Source organism: Vibrio sp. 11-4(1), assembly GCF_013048625.1.
Taxonomy (GTDB): Bacteria; Pseudomonadota; Gammaproteobacteria; order Enterobacterales; family Vibrionaceae; genus Vibrio; species Vibrio diabolicus.
In genome coordinates, this window is the sequence record NZ_VHSY01000005.1 from 197,298 (window position 1) to 216,528 (window position 19,231).

At 46.0% G+C, this 19,231-nt stretch carries 11 protein-coding genes; 4 read left to right on the plus strand and 7 right to left on the minus strand.

Going from position 1 to position 19,231, the window contains the following annotated elements:
• Nucleotides 1-200 precede the first annotated feature (200 nt).
• Nucleotides 201-4,190 carry a pullulanase-type alpha-1,6-glucosidase gene (gene pulA / locus FKN16_RS11900; protein WP_170902761.1) on the plus strand — a complete coding sequence of 1,330 codons (3,990 nt, stop codon included), beginning with the start codon at nt 201-203 and terminating at the stop codon, nt 4,188-4,190.
• A gap of 99 nt (nt 4,191-4,289) precedes the next feature.
• Here pulA and FKN16_RS11905 read toward each other — a convergent pair whose 3' ends face one another.
• The 5 genes from FKN16_RS11905 to FKN16_RS11925 form a co-directional block, all read right to left on the minus strand.
• Nucleotides 4,290-5,906 (minus strand): endonuclease, encoded by a 1,617-nt coding sequence (locus FKN16_RS11905; RefSeq protein WP_170902762.1) that lies wholly within the window; start codon nt 5,904-5,906, stop codon nt 4,290-4,292.
• A gap of 331 nt (nt 5,907-6,237) precedes the next feature.
• Nucleotides 6,238-7,851 (minus strand): alpha-amylase family glycosyl hydrolase, encoded by a 1,614-nt coding sequence (locus FKN16_RS11910; protein WP_170902763.1) that lies wholly within the window; start codon nt 7,849-7,851, stop codon nt 6,238-6,240.
• A 120-nt stretch (nt 7,852-7,971) separates the two neighbouring features.
• Complete coding sequence (locus FKN16_RS11915; RefSeq protein ID WP_104973155.1) at nt 7,972-8,478, minus strand: glycosidase; 507 nt, start codon at nt 8,476-8,478, stop codon at nt 7,972-7,974.
• 316 nt (nt 8,479-8,794) lie between these two features.
• On the minus strand, nt 8,795-9,604 hold the full coding sequence (locus FKN16_RS11920; protein WP_005398230.1) for a MalM family protein: 810 nt from the start codon (nt 9,602-9,604) through the stop codon (nt 8,795-8,797).
• 100 nt (nt 9,605-9,704) lie between these two features.
• Nucleotides 9,705-10,976, minus strand: a complete 1,272-nt coding sequence (locus tag FKN16_RS11925) for a maltoporin (protein WP_006740823.1) — start codon at nt 10,974-10,976, stop codon at nt 9,705-9,707.
• A gap of 446 nt (nt 10,977-11,422) precedes the next feature.
• Between FKN16_RS11925 and glgX the strand changes: the two genes are divergently transcribed.
• The gene (gene glgX, locus FKN16_RS11930; protein ID WP_170902764.1) at nt 11,423-13,414 is read left to right on the plus strand and encodes a glycogen debranching protein GlgX; all 1,992 of its coding nucleotides are present in this window, start codon (nt 11,423-11,425) and stop codon (nt 13,412-13,414) included.
• Between the two features lie 78 nt (nt 13,415-13,492).
• Here the strand turns inward: glgX and FKN16_RS11935 are convergent, their stop codons facing one another.
• The gene (locus tag FKN16_RS11935) at nt 13,493-14,863 is read right to left on the minus strand and encodes an L-serine ammonia-lyase (RefSeq protein WP_170902765.1); all 1,371 of its coding nucleotides are present in this window, start codon (nt 14,861-14,863) and stop codon (nt 13,493-13,495) included.
• 11 nt (nt 14,864-14,874) lie between these two features.
• Nucleotides 14,875-16,416 carry a sodium:solute symporter gene (locus FKN16_RS11940; RefSeq protein WP_170902766.1) on the minus strand — a complete coding sequence of 514 codons (1,542 nt, stop codon included), beginning with the start codon at nt 16,414-16,416 and terminating at the stop codon, nt 14,875-14,877.
• Between the two features lie 339 nt (nt 16,417-16,755).
• Here FKN16_RS11940 and FKN16_RS11945 point away from each other — a divergent pair, with 339 nt between their 5' ends.
• Both FKN16_RS11945 and FKN16_RS11950 read left to right on the plus strand, forming a co-directional pair.
• The gene (locus tag FKN16_RS11945; RefSeq protein WP_170902767.1) at nt 16,756-18,051 is read left to right on the plus strand and encodes an MFS transporter; all 1,296 of its coding nucleotides are present in this window, start codon (nt 16,756-16,758) and stop codon (nt 18,049-18,051) included.
• 101 nt (nt 18,052-18,152) lie between these two features.
• Complete coding sequence (locus FKN16_RS11950; protein ID WP_170902768.1) at nt 18,153-19,169, plus strand: nuclear transport factor 2 family protein; 1,017 nt, start codon at nt 18,153-18,155, stop codon at nt 19,167-19,169.
• Nucleotides 19,170-19,231: the final 62 nt, after the last annotated feature.

Here is a 19,231-nt window from a genome sequence, read left to right on the forward strand (position 1 = left end):
CTGTGACAGAAAATTTTCACTTGTAAAAAACTTAACTGCCTGCTCTCACATTTTGCTGATGATTCAGTGTATTAGCATCTAGTTGAACATTTCCTTTTTCGGCATCTGCCTTTCTAGCGTGTGCGAAACCTTCTTGATGACTGAGTCAGCGAAGGCAGCGCGCAGCTCAATATCAATTCAATAACAATGGATTTGTAAACGTGGACAATAAGACATTTAAATTATCAACAATTGCCAAAACCGTACTGCCTTTGATTTCCGTCGCAGTCATCAGCGGTTGTGGTAGTGATAGCACGAACGAAGATACGACGAACCCAGGCTCAGGCTTGTACCCTGCGGGAGAGAACGAGGTCGTCATTTATTACAAACGCGACACGGCGTCTGCTTCAACGGCCAGCGACTACGAAGGTTGGGGCTTGCACCTGTGGAACGGTGAAGGCTGTACCAGCACAGATTTAGACGCAATGGGCATTCCTGGCACAGGAACGGATTGGTCGGCACCGCATCCATTCGATGGCATCAACGACACCTACGGTGCTTATTACGTACTGAAAGTGAACCCAGATGCCTCTGACCCACACGAATGCATGAACTTCATTCTGCACAAAGGTAATGAGAAAGCATTCGGCAGTGCAAACTCAAAAGTAGAGCTGACGAAAATCGGCGAATCTAAAGGGTTGTTTGGCTTCCACGGCAGCAGTGAGCTTTACTACGAGCCAATCGAAGAACGCCCTGTTGATATTGATGGTCAAAAAGCGCATTGGCTAGATGCCAACACCATCGCGTGGGAAGCGGCGGCCAATGCGGATTCCATGAAGCTGTTCTACAGCCTCAGCAACGACATTAAAATGGATGAAGACAAGCAAATATCCGGTGGCACGGCGGTTGAGTTGACGAAAGCAGGTGATTTATCTGATGGTCTGAAATCACGCTTCCGTCACCTTGCTAGCCTCCAAGCTGCAGGCATTGATGTCGATGACGCGACTCTACGCACGATCCTGAAATCACAAATCGTTATGGTAGCTTACAACGCAAATGGTGACGTCATTTCTGCAACTGAAGTGCAAAAGCCGGGCGTTCTCGATGCAGTATTTGCCGATTCCAAGGCAGGTAACGCGATTGGTCAAGAACTCGGCGCAATTGTTGAAGGCGGTGCCGCAACCTTCAAACTATGGGCACCAACTGCCCAAGATGTTGATCTGATAATCTACGATGAAAACTTAGCAGAAGAAGCGACCGTTGCCATGACGGAAGACCCAGCAACAGGTATCTGGGTTTCTGAGGCACAAAGCAACGTTGTCAACAAATACTATCGCTACCAAGTTAAGGTATACCACCCAACAACTGGCGTCGTTGAAACGCGTTTGGTAACAGACCCATATTCAATGAGCTTGTCTAAAAACTCGCGATACTCGCAAGTGGTTGATTTAGATGATCCAAGCTTAATGCCTCAAGATTGGAAAAACTACGCACGCCCAACGGTTAAAAAAGACGAAGACCACGTCCTTTACGAGTCACACATTCGTGATTTCAGCTTTAACGACAGCAAAGGCACACCAAGTCTTGATGGCAAATATCTGGCGCTTACAGAACCTGAGCGTGAGTCTGTATCTCACTTACAAGCTTTAAAAGATGCTGGCCTAACAACGCTACATATCCTACCAGCATTTGATATTGCAACCGTGGATGAAGACGCTGACCAGCGAGTCGATATCACCGACACCGTGGGTAAGCTTTGTGGCATCAAGCCAGAAGCCTCCATTTGTGAGACTGAAGATGACGGCAAAGTAATTGAAGAGGTATTAAATAGCTACGACCCAACAACGGGCAAAGCACAAGCGTTGATGAACGATCTTCGCATGCTAGACAGCTTCAACTGGGGTTACGACCCATACCACTACACCGTGCCAGAAGGCAGTTATGCGACCGATCCTAACGGGTCTAAGCGTATTCTTGAGTTCCGCGAAATGGTTCAAGCGACGCATAAAATGGATCTGAAACTGGTCATGGACGTGGTGTACAACCACACAAATGCATCTGGTGTGAACGAAAAATCAGTACTGGATAAGATTGTCCCTGGGTACTACCACCGCCTAAACGTCAACACTGGCGGCGTAGAAAACTCAACCTGTTGTGATAACACCGCCACCGAGAACTTGATGATGGGTAAACTAATGGTTGACTCATTGATGGTATGGGCGGATGACTATAAAGTCGATGGTTTCCGTTTTGACCTTATGGGCCACCAGCCGAAAGATGTCATGGTCTACGCACTTGAAAAAGTCCGTGAAATTGATCCGAATACTTTGTTCTACGGCGAAGGCTGGGACTTCGGTGAAGTTGCGCAAAACGCTCGCTTCGATCAAGCAACACAAGTCAACATGGCGGGGACAGAAATCGGTACTTTCTCTGATCGTCTGCGTGACGCAGTTCGTGGCGGAAGCCCGTTTGATGGCGGTGTAGATTCTGAAGGTAAGCACCCACTTCGATTCAACCAAGGCTTTGGTAACGCTGCTTACCCGAACGAAGAAACCAAAACTGACGCAGAATCTGTGAATGGCCGTCTACACAACCAAGATCTGGTTCGTCTAGGTATGGCTGGTAACTTAGCTGACTACGTCCTTCTGGATTACAAAGGCGAAACCAAACTTGGTAAGAATGTTGATTACAATGGTGCTCCAGCAGGCTACACAAAAGTGCCATCAGAGAACATTTCCTACGTGTCTAAGCACGATAACCAAACGCTGTGGGACAACAACGCTTACAAGATTGCGACAGGTACTTCATCTGCTGAGCGAGCACGAATGCAGTCTGTATCACTATCAACGGTGATGCTAGGTCAAGGTATTCCGTTCATTCACATGGGTTCTGAGCTATTGCGCTCTAAGTCAATGCAGCGTGACTCGTACGATTCTGGTGACTGGTTCAACCGTGTATTCTTCGATGGAAGCGACAATAACTGGAACGTTGGTCTACCACGTGAAGACAAAGACGGTGCAAACTGGGAGTTGATCAAAACCATCGTCGGTGACAGCACGGCGAAACCAGACTCAACGGACATCGAGCTGACGAAGCAACAATTCCTAGAGCTACTAAAAATCCGCAGTACAAGCGAACTGTTCCGCTTAGACACCGCGCAAGAAGTGATGAATCGCGTTGATTTCCGCAACGTGGGCCAAGACCAAGTAGAAGGCTTGATTGTGATGTCTATCGACGATGGCACATCAGCAGGTGCCGATTTGGATTCGAACTACGATGCGATCGTGGCCGTTGTGAACTCAACATCAACTGAGAAATCTTTCAAAGTTGCTGGCGCAACTGGTTTCGAGCTGCATGAAGTTCAACAAAACTCTGCAGATGACATCGTGAAAGGTGCAAGCTTCGCCAATGAAACGTTCACAGTACCAGCACTGACAACAGCGGTATTCGTACAGCCACAAGACGGCGCGCAAGGTGCAGGCCTACCAGTAAACACGGACAATAAAGACGTATCGAGCATTCCTCCTTATGGCGAAACTGTGGTTTACGTCAAAGGCACCATGAACGAGTGGTCAGATAGCAGTGACTGGGCGATGACCTTTATTGGCAACGGCATGTACTCTGTAACTGGCGTTCTTGAAGCAGGTGAACACGAGTTCAAATTTGCGGACGCAGGATGGGCAAATCCAAACATCGGTTGTGATGCTGCGGATTTGGCTTCTGGCTCACTAGACTTAGGCTCTGCGGGGAACTGTACGTTGTCTGTTGCTGAAACTGGTAAGTACAACTTCACTCTGAACGCGTTACATGTTCAAGATGAAAGCGTAGAAAAACCGGTCGTTTCAGTGACGAAGTCAGCAGATGCACCAACGTTCGGTGAAACAGCACTTTACCTACGTGGCACTATCACCACATGGGATACTCCAGCGCAAGACTCAACTGCGAAGTTCAGCTATGTAGCAAATGACGTTTACTCGCTAGACATTGACCTAGCGGCGGGCAACTACGAGATGAAAGTGGCGAGCGCAGACTGGGCAGCAGACACCAACTTCGGTGGCGAAGGCAGTGTTGAGCTTGGTAAAGCGCTAACGATGGAAGTCGGTGGCGGTAGTGCAAACCTGAAAATTGCGATTGCAGAAGCAGGAAATTACAACTTCCACTTCAACGCGGCTGACAAGTCGGCGCCAATCGTGACGGTAACGAAAAACTAGTTTCATTTAAAAACATCCGTAATGAAAAAGGGGAAGCATCACGCTTCCCCTTTGTTTTGTTGGCATCACTAAATGGTGGATACCAAAATCAAGAAGGTGTTAGTTTCCCCAAATCTGTTCAACAAACTCTGGGTGATCAATGAATGGATTACGATTGCCCTGAAAATCAAACACTTGTTGATTGCGGTTTTGTTCTTTTTCACTAACAGGATCATTTTTGTGCCAACGTTTCAGCATGTTTAACATCCAAGGTTCAAAAACCGTTGAACTTGAACCATCAAGGACAGCATCCGCATTGCTTGAATTGCCTTCCCAGTTACCTACAAAATTTTCATAGCGGGTTGCCATGTAGAAATAGGCACGAGCAAAATCGCCTTTAAACTCATCGTTCGGCTCAAACACCGTACCGGAATAACCTAGGCTTGTGCTTGCTTGACCAAGTTTAGAACCATTACTAGACACGTACGTCGCGGTGCCCACTTCACCAAATGGCCAGTTACTGCGCTTCGCATTCACATAGCCATCGGTCGCAAACAAATGGTGACCATCTGAGTTCATCGGCTCAACTTTGCCGCCAAACCAGCTTTTCGGGAACGAGTGTTCACGGTTGTAGCAATCCCCTTCTTGGCTGTATTGACCACATTGGTCTGTCACTTTCGTGAAGCTGATAGCATCAGTGCCCGCAGGTTTCTCTGAATACATATCGAGAATAGAGCCATCATTTTCGTAATAACGATCAATATCGGCATCTTTTACCAAGGTCCACACCGCAGAATAACCTCGGCTAGTGTGGTTGTTGATGATGTTAAACAGCGCCGTTTTTAGAGCGTAGCCCGTCTTGCCAGACGCCGCTTGGTAGTAACCATCAACCACTGGTGGGGTCGTGGTTGAGTCACCTAACGTAAAGTCGGTGGTTTCGCTTTTCGCAAATTCATCGCCAGAGGCAAGCGTATTATCACCCACCTTCAACGCGTAAGACCCCGACCCATTGCCACAGCAAATGCCGTCGCCATAGCTGTCTTGAATCGTAAATTGGTAGTTACCATCGGCTAAACACATGGTCTTTTCAACAGTGGTTGACGACTCATACCCCTGACCAGAGAAAAGCACTTGCGCTTGGCTATTTTTCAACTCCCAGCTAGTTTCTGAGCCATAGTTGTCCGTCGTGAGTGTAAGAAGCACTTCATGATCACTACAACTTTCTACAGGAGGTTGTGTACTTGTCTCGGTCGGTTGAAAATTATCGATGTAGAGAACTTCTGAGCCGTCAAAACCGGCCTCATCATAAAAACGCAACCCGACATTGATGGTCTTGTTCGAACTCGCAGTATAGTTATGCGCCAGCTCTTGCCACTGGTTTACCTGCTGCGGATCTGAGTAATTGTGATAACCATCAACCACCAGACGTGCTTTTACATTTCCTTCGGTGTGATAAACCGAGACAGAAAACGGATAGGTTTTCCCTTGCTCCACATTAATGGTTTGCAAAAGGTCAGTGTTGCTTTGGGTACCTGTATTCACGACGACTTGAGCAGCCAGGCCGCCCGATTTGATTTGTTCGCTGCTTGGCGACACCGCGATGCCAGCGTCAATCACTGACCACTGCGTAGGCGCAGTGCCATTCCACTGTTCAAAGTCACCATTGAGAATTTGGCTATATGCAAGCGGAGAGCTAATAACAGCAAGAAGACAGAGGGGTTTCGTTATGGATTTCATTATACTTTTCCATTAGTTATGTAAATCCCAAACACGATAAACATATTAGTAAGGCATAAGTAATCCTTCGGTCACACTTTTACGTTGCACAAGTGTTAATTTACTTTTTAATGTGCAGCTTATCTCACAAATATCTACCGACTGAAAACAAACGCCAATGCAAAAAGCGAAGCGACCTGTTGACCACATCGTTGGAAAACCATTAAGGGAAAAGTAAAACGGACGGAAAAAAGCCAAGTGTGTGCCTATGGGGGTCAGCAACAACACTTGGCTTGTGTATGAGAAAGCTTGTGGTCAGCTCAACCGATGAGCGGTGATTCTGAATAATTCCTTAAGGTGTTACCGCAAAGAATCGTCCTTGTAGTGGCGACATCAGAATCTGATATTGACCATTGCTCGGCGTAATTTTTTCATTCGTGAGCAAATCCACCAACTCACCAGTTCCAACACTCTCCTGAGTAAGAGTGACGCTTCTAGCGCTCTCTAAGGTATTTAGCGCAAACAAGACTTTGTCCGAACCAGCTTGTTTCAAGTCCACATAACTGCCGTTACTCGCAACTAAATTCGTGCGTGACCCCTGATAAAGTGCAGGATGCGCACTGCGCATCGTCATCAGCGATTTCACGTAAGCTTTGAGATCGGCTTGGTTTGCGTCAAGTGTCGCCGTCACACCTTCAATTTTTGCACTGCTGCGCGCAACGTGATCATCGCACAAACCTTGAATGGCGCAGGTGTTGTTGTCTTCTTTTACGGCAAAACCATCCACTTGATCCCCGATTTCATCACCGTAGAACAACGTGATTGGCCCGGTGTACGCCGCTTGGAAAGCAAACGCGGCTTTATGGCGTAACCAATATTCTGCATCATTCACATCCGCCAAGTTTCCGCGCTGTAACAAGTCACCAAAGCGCACTAAATCATGGTTGCCGATCATCAAATTCGGCTGCGCATGTGTTGGATATTGGTTGTGTGTGCTGTAACCGTTGTCTAGCCAATCCACACCGCGACCACCCACGCCACTCTCATTCACGGCCAAAGTTTCAACGATGCGATAGCGCATCGGGAAGTCAAATGCAGAGCACAATGCTGGATCGCTGTTCGATCCATACGCCTCATTCGCGATCTCAGACTCCCCTTTCCAAATCTCTGCCACCATGTAACCCAACGGATTCACTTGTTCACCTTTGCTATTGGTGTACGTGACACCTTGCGAGGCTTCATCGACAGCTTTACGAAGTTGTGTCCAAGCGTCTGTCGGAACTTGATAGGCTTGATCTAAACGCCAACCGTCAATTTTGAGTTCTTTGATCCAATACGTCGCCACCTCTTTGTAGAAATCGAGACTGGCCGGATAATCAACGGGGTTACTCGATCCCGTTGGCAACAAGCCGGAGGTAGATGGTTTGCTCAAACCATCTTTGTGATGACCAAATACGCCATCAAAAAACACGTATAAACCGCGCTTGTGTGCTTCTTCGACTAGAGTTTTCGCGGTCGCTAAATCACCAAATTTTGGGTCGATCTTAAAGTAATCTGTCGCAAAATAGCCCGTGGCGTCCAAACGATCGGCCCAGTGATCTTGTCCTGCTATCGCTTCAGACTCAAAAATCGGCGTCAACCAAATCGCGTTCATCCCTAAATCTTGGATGTAATCAAGTGAATCAATCACCCCTTGCAAATCGCCATTATGGTGACTGGTGCCATAGCCCGTACCGTGACCAATGCTTGCATCACCATCCACAAAACTCTCGACCATGATTTGATAAGTACGAAGTTGGTTACTTTGCGCCATGACATTGGCTTGGCAAGCATAACTGGTATCCGGTAGCGGAGTGCTGCTATTAGTATCGCCACCACCAGAAGAATTACACGCAGATAAAGCACCAATCACACTTAACGCAAGCAGCGATCGATACAGGCGATGGTTACGTCGGACGTTACGCATTTTACTCTCCCTAACTTACTCAAATTAAGTAAAAACATTTGAGTAATAAAATTAACCCCAACATGCTTCCCATGTAGGGGTTAATAAATAAAAACAGATTTTAAATAACTGAATGGAATATTATTGACACTTATTTACCATAACATGAAGCGGTTTGCCTTTTCCTTCAAACTGAAGGCTCCAGACATATTTCCCGTCTTCTTTAATATCAACTGAAGTATCTGTACCGTAACCACCAAATGTTAGTGTTGTTAATTCACCAACGTTCATTCGATTCCCTTTAGCGGTAAATTGTGGGAACCACAACTCGGTCGCATACTGCATTTTGTAGGAGCCTACTTTTTCTTGAACCACAGCTTGGTAGAAGTTATTCCCTTTGTAGGTGTATTGACGTTGAGGCACGTGTTTCCAGTCGGAATCCGCAAACGTACCCACCACAAACAGTGGTTTAGAAATTGGTCCTTTCGCCGTGCTATCTGGGTTGTCACACGCTTTCATGAAAGCAACCACTTCGTCTTGAGACATATTCACAACAGGCTCTGCGGCCGCTTCTGGTTCTGCAGTCGATTGACAACCCACTAAGGCAACAAGTAGGGCAGCGGCAAGAGAGGTCTTCATCATGTTCATTTCACGTAATTCCTTTTTAGTATATCCAAAGCAAAATAAACTCAACGTTTAAAAGAAATATTAATCGTTATTAAAATGGAAATATCAAATACTAAATAAATATCGCCGGCTTGCGAATTTAAATTACTTCGAGAAGTTTATCTATTTCCTAAGTACAAAAATAAGTTAGGAACTGTCAATAATTATTGATCTAACCAATATAAAAAACAAAACAATAAAAATAATAATGTGAATAAGATAACTCTATGTAGGGGTATTTTTATTGGTTTATTTTCTATGAAAAAAGGCCAGCATTTTGCTGGCCTTTTATATTCGATTATTTTTTATTTACGGCTTTCACAAACACTTGTTGCGCACCTTCAATACCCAGCTCTTTTGCTTCATCGAGCAAGGTGAGTGCTTTCGGAATATCGTTCGCTGCCACTGCCGCTTCAATTGAGCTGTGGTAGTAGCTAGTGAGATCCGTACCTTGCGGAATGTTGTCGTTTTTCGCAACAATCTTGGTATTCACGATATCATTTGCGGATACCGACAAACGGAACTGACCCAGTGGGCTGTGTTTCGCTAAAGGGTCTGCAATATCTGGCGGCTGAGTGTGGCGCGCCATGGCGAAGGCTTTTGCAGGATGCAGAACTTGCGTACTGCCTTTTAGATCAGCGGAAGTCGTGTACACCAATACATGCAGATCGTTACCTGTCATGTCTGGAATCACATTGAGATCAAGTACGAATTTATCGTTGTCCAACAGTTTTGCTGGTTCGTACTTAAACTTTGAGAAATCTGCTTGGTAAATGGTTTCTCCTGCCGAGTTCATCACTGCGACATTAGGAGCATAAAATTGAAGTTCTTTACTTACGAATGTCTCTAATTTGATATCGAGACTGCCACGGTTGCCCGGAAGAGCAAACGCTGCAATAGCGCCAGCACTGTTACCATCCAACAGCATTTGGCTTTTATCAGTCAAAGCGAATTCAGTAACCACAGGTACATCAACCGTTACCCATTGAATATCACCTGATTGAGTGATCACTTGTTGCTGACCTTTTGGACTCATCTCTACTTGTTCTACGGACGCACAACCAGTAGCCAACATGCCCAGCAGTACGGGAGCAAGCCATTTTTTCATTACTGTCTACCTCGACTCTTTATTGTTTTTTAAATAAATACAGCCAGATAAGTTCTGGCTGTATCATTCTAGGACAATTTAGGACTTAGTGGTTAGATGATTACCACCAAGCTTCAGCTTGTACACCGAATTGGAACGTATCGTCTGAACGACCGTTGTCAAATGTGTTAGAGTTGTCTTCTTTGTCAGCCGTTAGGTAAGAAGCGTAAACACGGATTTCAGGACGAGCCCAGAAGCTAGAACCAGCAGACCATGCTTGAGCAACAGTTAGCTTACCGTATTTGTTTTCGTCGCCGTCGTTATCATCGATAGCGTAACCAGCTTCGAAGATAGTTTTGTGGTTGTCATCCCATTTGTACATTGGACGAACTACAACAGACATTGTTTCCCACTTGTCTTGGCCAGCCCACATGTCTTCACCAACACCGTAAACTAACTGGTGACCCATTTCCCAGCTGTCACCCATGCCGATTACACCCCAGTTGATTAGGCGGTAACCAGATGCACCGTTATCAGCTTCTGCGCCGTACCAGCTACCGTCGCCGTAGAATGCCATTGTTTTTGAGTAGCCTTCAGTACCGTACTGAAGCACTGTTTTGTTGAAACCAGCGTCTAGACCTTGAGTCAATTCTGCTGTGAACATTACGCCATTTTTCGCATCTTTAGTGCCGTTTGGCGCAGCGTCAGTTTCGTTAAGGATTGCGTAGTTCAAGCCCATTTCTAGAGAACCGTTGTCCCATAGAGGAAGACCTGCATAACGTACGTCTAGAGTGTTAACGTTTGTATCGCCGCCATCGTTACCTGGATCTGCGATATCGCCACGGTCGTTACGAACCCAAGCGAAAGAAACTTTACCTGGACCAGCTTCGATACCTTCAACACCAGCGCCCGCGCCAGAGATGTTCCAGTAGTAGAAGTCAGAGATATGAATGTCGTGACGTTGGTAGTAGCGCTTACCAGCCCAAAGTGTTGCTTCTGGAGCAAAGTTTAGTAGGCCTTTAGCTTGAACGTTGAATTGACGTAGTGCGAATTGTGCATCGTCAACACATTTCACTTCGCCGTTATCCAAACCACAGTTAGCAGAAGTGCTTTCCCAGTCGTTTGAACCATTAGAAGTCATTGCAACCATAGAGTCTACGTAGAACGTTTTGCCGTTGTTGTTGTAAACTTCTTTACCTAGTTGAATCTCGCCGTAGATATCGCTTTCATTACCTAGACGACCGATCTTGTTCTTTTCGAATGTTAATTGTTGACCACCGTCAGCGTTCACGCCAACGCCAGCACGCATGTAACCGTGGAAATCCACTGCGAACGCAGAACCAGCAGCTAAAGTTGCAGCCACAGCAGCAGCAATTGCACTTACTTTTTTCATTATTAACTCCATTAAGGGTATTTATAATTCTGTCTTCCCTGCTCACTCTTTTAGGTGAATATAGGCAGTAAAAACACACCTAAAGAAAGAGAGGTAAGATGGGAACGAATCCCCGTTTGTTTCAACAGTTATGAGATTACCCGAGGCGTACAAGGATGACTTCCTCCGCCCCAAACTAATTTAGGGGGGATGAGAAGGGAGTAGAAAATTTACCGAATGGTGTTTTTTCGAGTCAGATCACCAATCTAGGGAGGAATTAGTAAGTTTATTCGGTTTTGAGCCGCTACAAAGTGATAGCCATTTCATATTTTTGACTCTAAGCCGTCACATAAAGTAATTAAATTACATGAATATTTTTATATTTAGGGTGGTTGACCTTAGTAAGACAAAGTTTTTAACTTATAGTTTCCTAAAGGTAGCAATAAATATTAAATAAAGTATCTCCGATGACACGACTTCTCTCTCGCCCATACCCCTTGGGTGCAACTGTAAATAAAGAAGGTTGTAACTTCTCTATTCACGCACCAGGGAATAAAGACATAAAACTCGCCCTGTTTGCAGACGACGGCAGTTACGCGCTTCATGATTTACCGAATGAATACGCTGGCATACGTCATACTTTTATTCCGGATATTAAGCCGGGGCAAAAATACGGTTACCTTGTCTCCCACAAGGAAGAGCCACTATTAATTTCTGACCCTTACGCAAAGTCAATTGATAAAGCCCTCCACTACCACCCTCCCTACTCTCCAGCCAAAAGTTTCGATATGCCGAAGTGCATCGTTATCGAAGATAATTTTGACTGGCAAGATACGGATCATCCGCGTATACCAAGAGAAGAGATGGTGTTGTTTGAGACACACGTCAAAGGGCTTACCCAACTTCACCCAGAAGTTGAGGACAAGCTGAAGGGGCGCTATTTAGGTCTTGCATCACCTGAAATGCTGGCCTTTTATGAACAGCAAAACATCAACACGCTGCAATTGCTACCTGTCGCAGCGTGTATGCATGAGCCTCACCTACTAGAGATGGAAAAGGTCAATTATTGGGGATACAACCCTTATCTCTTTATGGTGCCTGATCCGCGCTACGCAGAAAAAGACGCCGTCACAGAGCTCAAAACAACGATTCGAGAACTGCACAAAAACGGCATCGAAGTGATTCTCGACGTAGTTTACAACCACACCGCAGAGGGTGGTGAAGGGCCTACAATTTTCAACCTGAAAGCGCTCGATTCCTGTTTTTACATCAAACATGGCAACCACTTCGCAAATTATACTGGTTGTGGCAACACGGTCGATCTCACCTATCAACCCGCTTTAAACCTTGTAATGGATACATTGCGCTACTGGGTTAGCGAATTTAAAGTCGATGGCTTCCGTTTTGACTTGGCTGCAACGTTAGGTCGACAGGGCGATGATTACAACCCAGAAGCAGCGTTCTTTAAAGCCGTAGCGCAAGACCCTATTTTGCGTGAAACCAAATTGATTGCCGAACCTTGGGATATTGGTCCAAATGGCTACCAAGTGGGTAACTTTCCATTTGGTTGGAACGAGTGTAATGACAAACTGCGTGATATTTCCCGCAGTTTTTGGCGCGGTGATCAAGGCTATTTAAAAGAGTTTGCCACTCGATTAATGGGCTCTCGTGATATTTATAGTGCAGCGAATTGGCCATACAAACTCACGGTGAATTACATCACGTATCACGATGGCTTCACACTGCAAGATTTAGTGTCTTACAAGCACAAACACAATGAAGCTAATGGCGAAGAAAATCGCGACGGCCACGGTGACAATCGCTCAGAAAACTACGGTGTCGAAGGCGAGACGGAAAACCTGATGATCATCGCCACGCGTGAGAAGCAAAAACGCAACCTTATTGCCAGCTTGCTGTTTGCTTTTGGAATCCCACACATCCTCACTGCTGACGTGCTGTCTCACACCCAAGGCGGTAACAATAATGCCTATTGCCAAGATAACGAAACCAGTTGGCTTAACTGGGGAGAAACGGAGCGTAAGCAACATTTCAAAACGTGGATGTCACAAATGGTCGCCAACCGAAATCAATACATGGTGCCATTTATCCGAGCTTTCAGTGGCGAAAACCGCAATAACAACCGCATTTTCTGGCGCCGAACAGACGGTCGCTTAATGGAGCATGATGATTGGAACCGTTTAAGCTCTGTCGCACTTCACCTTGGCATCGGTAAAGAAGGACAAGAGCTGGTCTATCTCATCAACCAAACTAACGCTACAGCGCGCTTTAAGCTCCCCAATGAGCGAAAGCAAGAATGGGTAACGATCTGCGACACAAACGTACGTAACCTTAACCCAGGGCATGCTGAAGGCGAGGTTTTGCTATCACCTACTTCGATGGTGATTTTGCATTACCAACCAAACCAAAGCACACAAAAAGGTGAGCAAACGCATAGCTAAATTATAAACGCTCCAAAAAAGCAAAGCCGATGCATCTCTGTGCTTCGGCTTTTTTATTGGTTAGATTTACTTAACTCATTATTCGCAAGGTGGCGCTAGGTGAATCAGAGCCAATCCACCCAGTGACGTTTCGCGGTATTTCTTGTTCATGTCTTTGCCCGTTTGGTACATGGTTTCAATCACCTTATCCAACGAGATCAAACATTTACTATTACGCTTTAATGCCATGCGAGAAGCATTGATCGCTTTCATTGCACCCATTGCATTACGCTCAATACACGGTACTTGCACTAAGCCACCAATTGGGTCACAAGTCATGCCTAGTGAGTGCTCCATGGCAATCTCGGCCGCAATACAAATTTGCTCATTGCTGCCACCACGTAGCGCGGTTAAGCCAGCTGCCGCCATCGAAGAAGACACGCCGACTTCGCCCTGACAACCCACTTCTGCCCCCGAGATAGACGCATTAGTTTTGTACAAGATGCCAATCGCACCGGACACAGCAAGAAAGTCTTTAAGCTGTTTAGTATCGAGCTCTTTGATGAAGCGATGGTAGTACATCAATACCGCTGGAATCACACCCGCCGCACCATTGGTTGGTGATGTCACCACTTGTCCACCAGCCGCGTTTTCTTCACTCACAGCAAAAGCAAACAGGTTAATCCAATCCATGATTTCCATTGGATCGTTTTCGATTGCTGCATTTGCTTCAAGCTTTTTCAGCAAGTTAGGCGCACGGCGGGTCACGTTCAAGCCACCATCCAAGATACCTTCTGTCTCGAAACCGCGCTCCATGCAACGCGTCATCACACGCCAGATCTGTTCTGCGCGTTGATTGATGGCTTCCATATCCTGAAACGCTTGTTCGTTTTTCAGAATCATACCGCCGAGGCTCATGCCATTCTTCTCTGCCTGTGCCAACATTTCGTCTGCACTGGAGAATGGAAACTCAACTTCTACGGGTGCAGTCGCACTGCCATTTTGCAGTTCATCCGCCGTTGCGATGAAACCACCACCGATAGAATAGTAAGTTTCAAAACCAACCTGATTGCCGTGCGCATCTAACGCAGTAATCGTCATGCCATTCTCATGCAGAGGAAGATTCTCTTCATGGAACAACATATCCGTTTTGTAGTTGAATTCGATTTTATGACGGCCATCGACAGACATCATGCCCTCTTCAATCGCCTTGCGCATCGCTTTGTTCGCAGAAGCGATTTTGATGGTATCTGGTTTGTTACCCAACAGACCCAAAATCGTTGCACGGTCAGTATGGTGACCAATCCCCGTTAACGAGAGTGAACCGTATAAATCGACTTGAATACGAACCACTTTTGCCAAGTTCGATTCAATCAAACGAGTGAAATGGTAACCCGCGATCATTGGACCATTGGTGTGAGAGCTAGAAGGGCCCACACCAATCTTGTAAATATCAAAGATGGACAGCATAAACTTACCTATTACGACAATGTAGCATAAAGCCAATCAGGGAGAACCATACAAGCAGAAATGGTCGCCACAGCGAACACCAACAGCCCGTAATGGCTTGCGGTTGGCTTTGCAAAAAGATGTTTTTGATTATTGATAAAGATTTGTTGCTCGGCAGTCACAGCGCCCCAACGACGGCTCACTAACACACCAAACAAAAGGAAGACGAACGTACCAATTGGCGCGAACCACGGCCAAGCCACGTCGAGATACATCGCAGTAAACACCGCAATCACACTCATGATACTGCCAACGATCACGCCTTTCTCATTGGCTTTTGCCCAGAATAAACCAAGCACGAATGAACCTAAACGGATACCAACGAAGATAGAAGTCAGACTAGCGATGGTTTTGAGTACCGATTCATTCGATACCGCCAGAAGAGCTGGCACCACCACCATGGCCGCAGCAAGTAAACTCATCTTTCTTGCGACTTTTTCGTAGTGCTCATCATCGGCACTTTTGCGAACGAAACGCTTGTAGATATCGAACGTTGCGACGGTCGCCATTGAGTTGTAGGTCGAATCCAAGGTCGACATTGCGGCCGCCGCCAATGCGGAAATGATCAAACCAACGACGATTGGGTTAGTGTGGTTGAAAACGAAATCCAAAATCACTTCGTTGCTGTTTTCAAACGATTGATCTTGATAGAAAACACTTAGAAGCACACCGAGTACCGCGAAGAATAAGTACACGAAAAACGCACCGTAACCACACAACAACATTGACTTCTGCGCCGTTTTTTCACATCTCGTCGCTAACGTGCGTTGGATGATCAATTGGTTGGTACCGTACACACTCAAATGTAAAAAGCTCACGGCAACCACGCCAGCCCAGAGTGTGGTATCCACGCCCAAATCAAAATCTAAGTTGATGATATTCAAGTGATCACGAGAAAGATAATCTGCCGCATTAATCTCTGTCATTAGAATGGCAAAGATAGCGATACTGCCCGCAACCAATACTGCAGATTGCAACATATCGGTCCAGATAACCGTGGAAATCCCGCCCGCATAGGTATAGCAAGCGGTGAAAATACTTATGTAGATAATGGCTTCAGAAATACTGATAGGCAGAACTTGCACTAAGATCAGCGCAACGGCATACAAAATCACCCCCGCAGAGATACATTGAACCACGATGAACACAATCGAGTTGATGGTTCTTGCATACACCCCAAAGCGGTGCTCAAGGTATTCATAAATCGAAGTCAGACCCAGCTTATAGAAGACAGGCACAAAGAAAATGACAGTAAAAAAGATAACGATGGGATAGTTAAGGTGAATACTCATCGCTTCCATGCCAGAGCTATAAACCCAACCAGGCATCCCTACAAACGTCATCGCACTAATGTAAGTCGCAAGTATCGAAACACCCGCCGTAAACCAGCCAAATTGCTTTCCACCCGTGGAAAAGTCGCCACCATTGCTGTAGCGCTTATTCACTAAATAGCTGATTAGTATGGTGATTAACACGTATAACGCAATCACCACAAAACTTGAGTACGTAACCATTTCAGGGTTTCCATAATTCTGGGTGCTAATTATTTGTGCTTGGATATTACTTTAAAAAAGCATATCTAAACGATAATCCCGCCATAACTGTGACTATAATCACCAATATAGACGGTTATATATTCAAAAATGCCAAAAAGACCGATTTAATGAGACTCCCATCACTAAAAACCACTAATTGGGTACGCATTCATTTTAAAATTGATATTGATCACGGATCTAATGACCTTAAAAAAACTATGATTCACCACGACACGAAATCGAAGATGATCCCAATAAGATCGTGTTCTTTAAGTTTGAATAGCAACAAATCCTAAGTGAAATAGAGGTTTATCGGTCATGAATGCCAAAAGACACATGAGCGAAGTTCCTATGATTCAAAGGGTAGCTGCCTATCTAGCGTTACTGGTTGGTTACTTTTTCTATTGTTATAACTTTGTAATTATTGACTACGTACGCCCATACATCGTTGAAGCGTATGATGGTATTAGCCTGTCAGACACTGCCCAGTTCTATACATGGCAGTCGGTTGGTGCACTCATCGGTGCATTGAGCTGTGCTTGGTTCGCAACAAAATTTGGTAAGAAATCCACTCTTATTACCATCACAGCCCTAAACGGTGGTGCAACGATCATCAATATGATGTTCACCGACTACACAACATGGGCAGCAATGCGTTTCATCATTGGTTTGTCACTGGGTGGTTACTTCACCGTAGCAGTAAGCCTGATGATCGGCCTATTTACGCCAACGGTACGTGGTAAGTTGACGGCATTCGCGTCTTCTATGTTCTCTGTAGCACTGATGGTAATGGGTGCGTATGCAGCGTTTATTGCAAGCATCGATGCACCATGGGAAAGCCTAATGCTTGTTGGTGGTATCCCACCATTGGCAGCCGCTGTGGTCATGATCTTCGTACTACCTAGCGACAGCAAAGTGATCGCTTACGGTGAAGAAGAGCAAGCAAAAGCGGAAGAATCAGATGCACCAGCGAAAAAAGGCTCTTGGGGAGAAATGCTAAGCAAGCCTTACCGTAAGATCACACTAACGTGTCTATTACTGGCTGGCCTTAACTTCTACGGTTTCCAATTCTTTGGTGGCTTCGTAACCACTTACCTACGTGATGTACGTATGTTCGACGGTGCAACCATCGGTCTCATCTTCTCTATCTCAGCATTTGGCTCACTGTTTGGTGCGTGGTTCTGGGGTTGGGTAGCTGACAAATTCGGTCGTAAGGTGAACGCATTTGGCTTCATCCTAGCGGGCATCATGGTTTCAATCTTCTTTGTTGCACCTGGCGACATGGCGATTGGCGGCCTAAACATGCTGGCTCTACTTGGTCTGATTTACAACTTCGGTCTGTCTTCTTCAGCGGTATGGGGTGGTTACTTCTCAGAACTGTTCCCAGCACACCTACGTAGCTACGGCGCGGCGCTATTCCACGGTGGTCGTATCCTCGGTATGTGGGCACCAATGGTACTTATCTTCATCCAAGAACGTACCGACCTACAAACCGCAATGTGGGGTTCACCAATCGTATGGATCCTTGCTGGTCTTCTATGGCTATCACTGCCAGAGACACTAAAAGGCGGCGTGCTCGATAAGAGCAAAAAAGCCGAAGCAGCAAAAGCGTAACTGAATTTCAAAAACTCCGGCTGGCTCCCCGGCCGGATGAAAAAACTTAATTTCGAGTCCTGTTCCCAAAGCCGACTCGACAGCAAATAAGAGAGTTTATTATGTCTAAATATCAAGAAGCGAAACGCGTTGTACGTGAATACTTCAGCGCAATGGAAAACGCAACTCACGAAAACGTGGCAGAAGTACTAAAAGCACACACTTCAGAAGATTACCTATGGCGTGGTGTTTACCCATTCCGTGAGCAACAAGGCGCTCAAGCAGCGGCTGACGTTTTCTGGGCTCCTTTGATGAAATCAATGACTCGCATGCAGCGTCGTCAAGACATCTTCATCGGTGGTGAGAACGAAGTAACATCAGGTGAAATCTGGGTAATGAGCATGGGTCACTTCATGGGTCTATTCGACGCTGAATACCTAGGCATGCGCCCAACTGGCAAAATCATGAACATCCGTTACGCAGAATTTAACTGTGTTGAAAACGGCAAGATCACTAAGACTGGCCTATTCCTAGACCTTCTAGGCGCGATGGACCAAGCGGGTTGTTACCCACTACCACCATCAACAGGTAAGCACTTCGTATACCCTGGCCCTCGTAACCACGACGGTCTACTGTTCGAAGACGCAGCACCAGAAGAAGGCGTAGCAACACTAGCACTAGTGAACAAGATGGTTGATGACCTATCTGCACTAAACGACAGCGGCGCTATGGGTTGCCCACCAGAAGTTCTTGAGAAGAGCTGGTCTAAAGACATGATCTGGTACGGTCCATGTGGTATCGGTGCGTCTTACACAATCCCTCGTTACCAACAGCAGCACCAATTGCCGTTCCGTAACAACCTGAAAGACAAGAAGTTTAACGGCCACATATGTCGTTTCGCAGAAGGTAACTTCTCTTGTTTCTTCGGCTGGCCAAACCTATCTAACACGCCTATCGGTGGTTTCCTAGGTATGACAGGTGGTGAAGTACGTGCAGACATGCAAGTGGTTGACGTTTACTACCGTGACGGCGACAAGCTATCTGAGAACTGGGTACTGATCGACCTTCCTTACTGGCTAAAACAGCAAGGTCTAGACGTGTTCGAGCGTACTCAGCAGATCCTAAACCCTTCTCTATAAGAAGTCCTAGGGGCGGATTGTCAACCCGCCTTTATGTTGCCTGAATCCCCTCTCGGTTCAGG

Bases quoted from the DNA above. Each gene is read 5' to 3' on its own strand.
- FKN16_RS11905 (WP_170902762.1), bottom strand. From the start codon at position 5,906: ATGAAATCCATAACGAAACCCCTCTGTCTTCTTGCTGTTATTAGCTCT.
- FKN16_RS11910 (WP_170902763.1), bottom strand. From the start codon at position 7,851: ATGCGTAACGTCCGACGTAACCATCGCCTGTATCGATCGCTGCTTGCG.
- FKN16_RS11915 (WP_104973155.1), bottom strand. From the start codon at position 8,478: ATGAACATGATGAAGACCTCTCTTGCCGCTGCCCTACTTGTTGCCTTA.
- FKN16_RS11920 (WP_005398230.1), bottom strand. From the start codon at position 9,604: ATGAAAAAATGGCTTGCTCCCGTACTGCTGGGCATGTTGGCTACTGGT.
- FKN16_RS11925 (WP_006740823.1), bottom strand. From the start codon at position 10,976: ATGAAAAAAGTAAGTGCAATTGCTGCTGCTGTGGCTGCAACTTTAGCT.
- glgX (WP_170902764.1), top strand. From the start codon at position 11,423: ATGACACGACTTCTCTCTCGCCCATACCCCTTGGGTGCAACTGTAAAT.
- FKN16_RS11935 (WP_170902765.1), bottom strand. From the start codon at position 14,863: ATGCTGTCCATCTTTGATATTTACAAGATTGGTGTGGGCCCTTCTAGC.
- FKN16_RS11940 (WP_170902766.1), bottom strand. From the start codon at position 16,416: ATGGTTACGTACTCAAGTTTTGTGGTGATTGCGTTATACGTGTTAATC.
- FKN16_RS11945 (WP_170902767.1), top strand. From the start codon at position 16,756: ATGAATGCCAAAAGACACATGAGCGAAGTTCCTATGATTCAAAGGGTA.
- FKN16_RS11950 (WP_170902768.1), top strand. From the start codon at position 18,153: ATGTCTAAATATCAAGAAGCGAAACGCGTTGTACGTGAATACTTCAGC.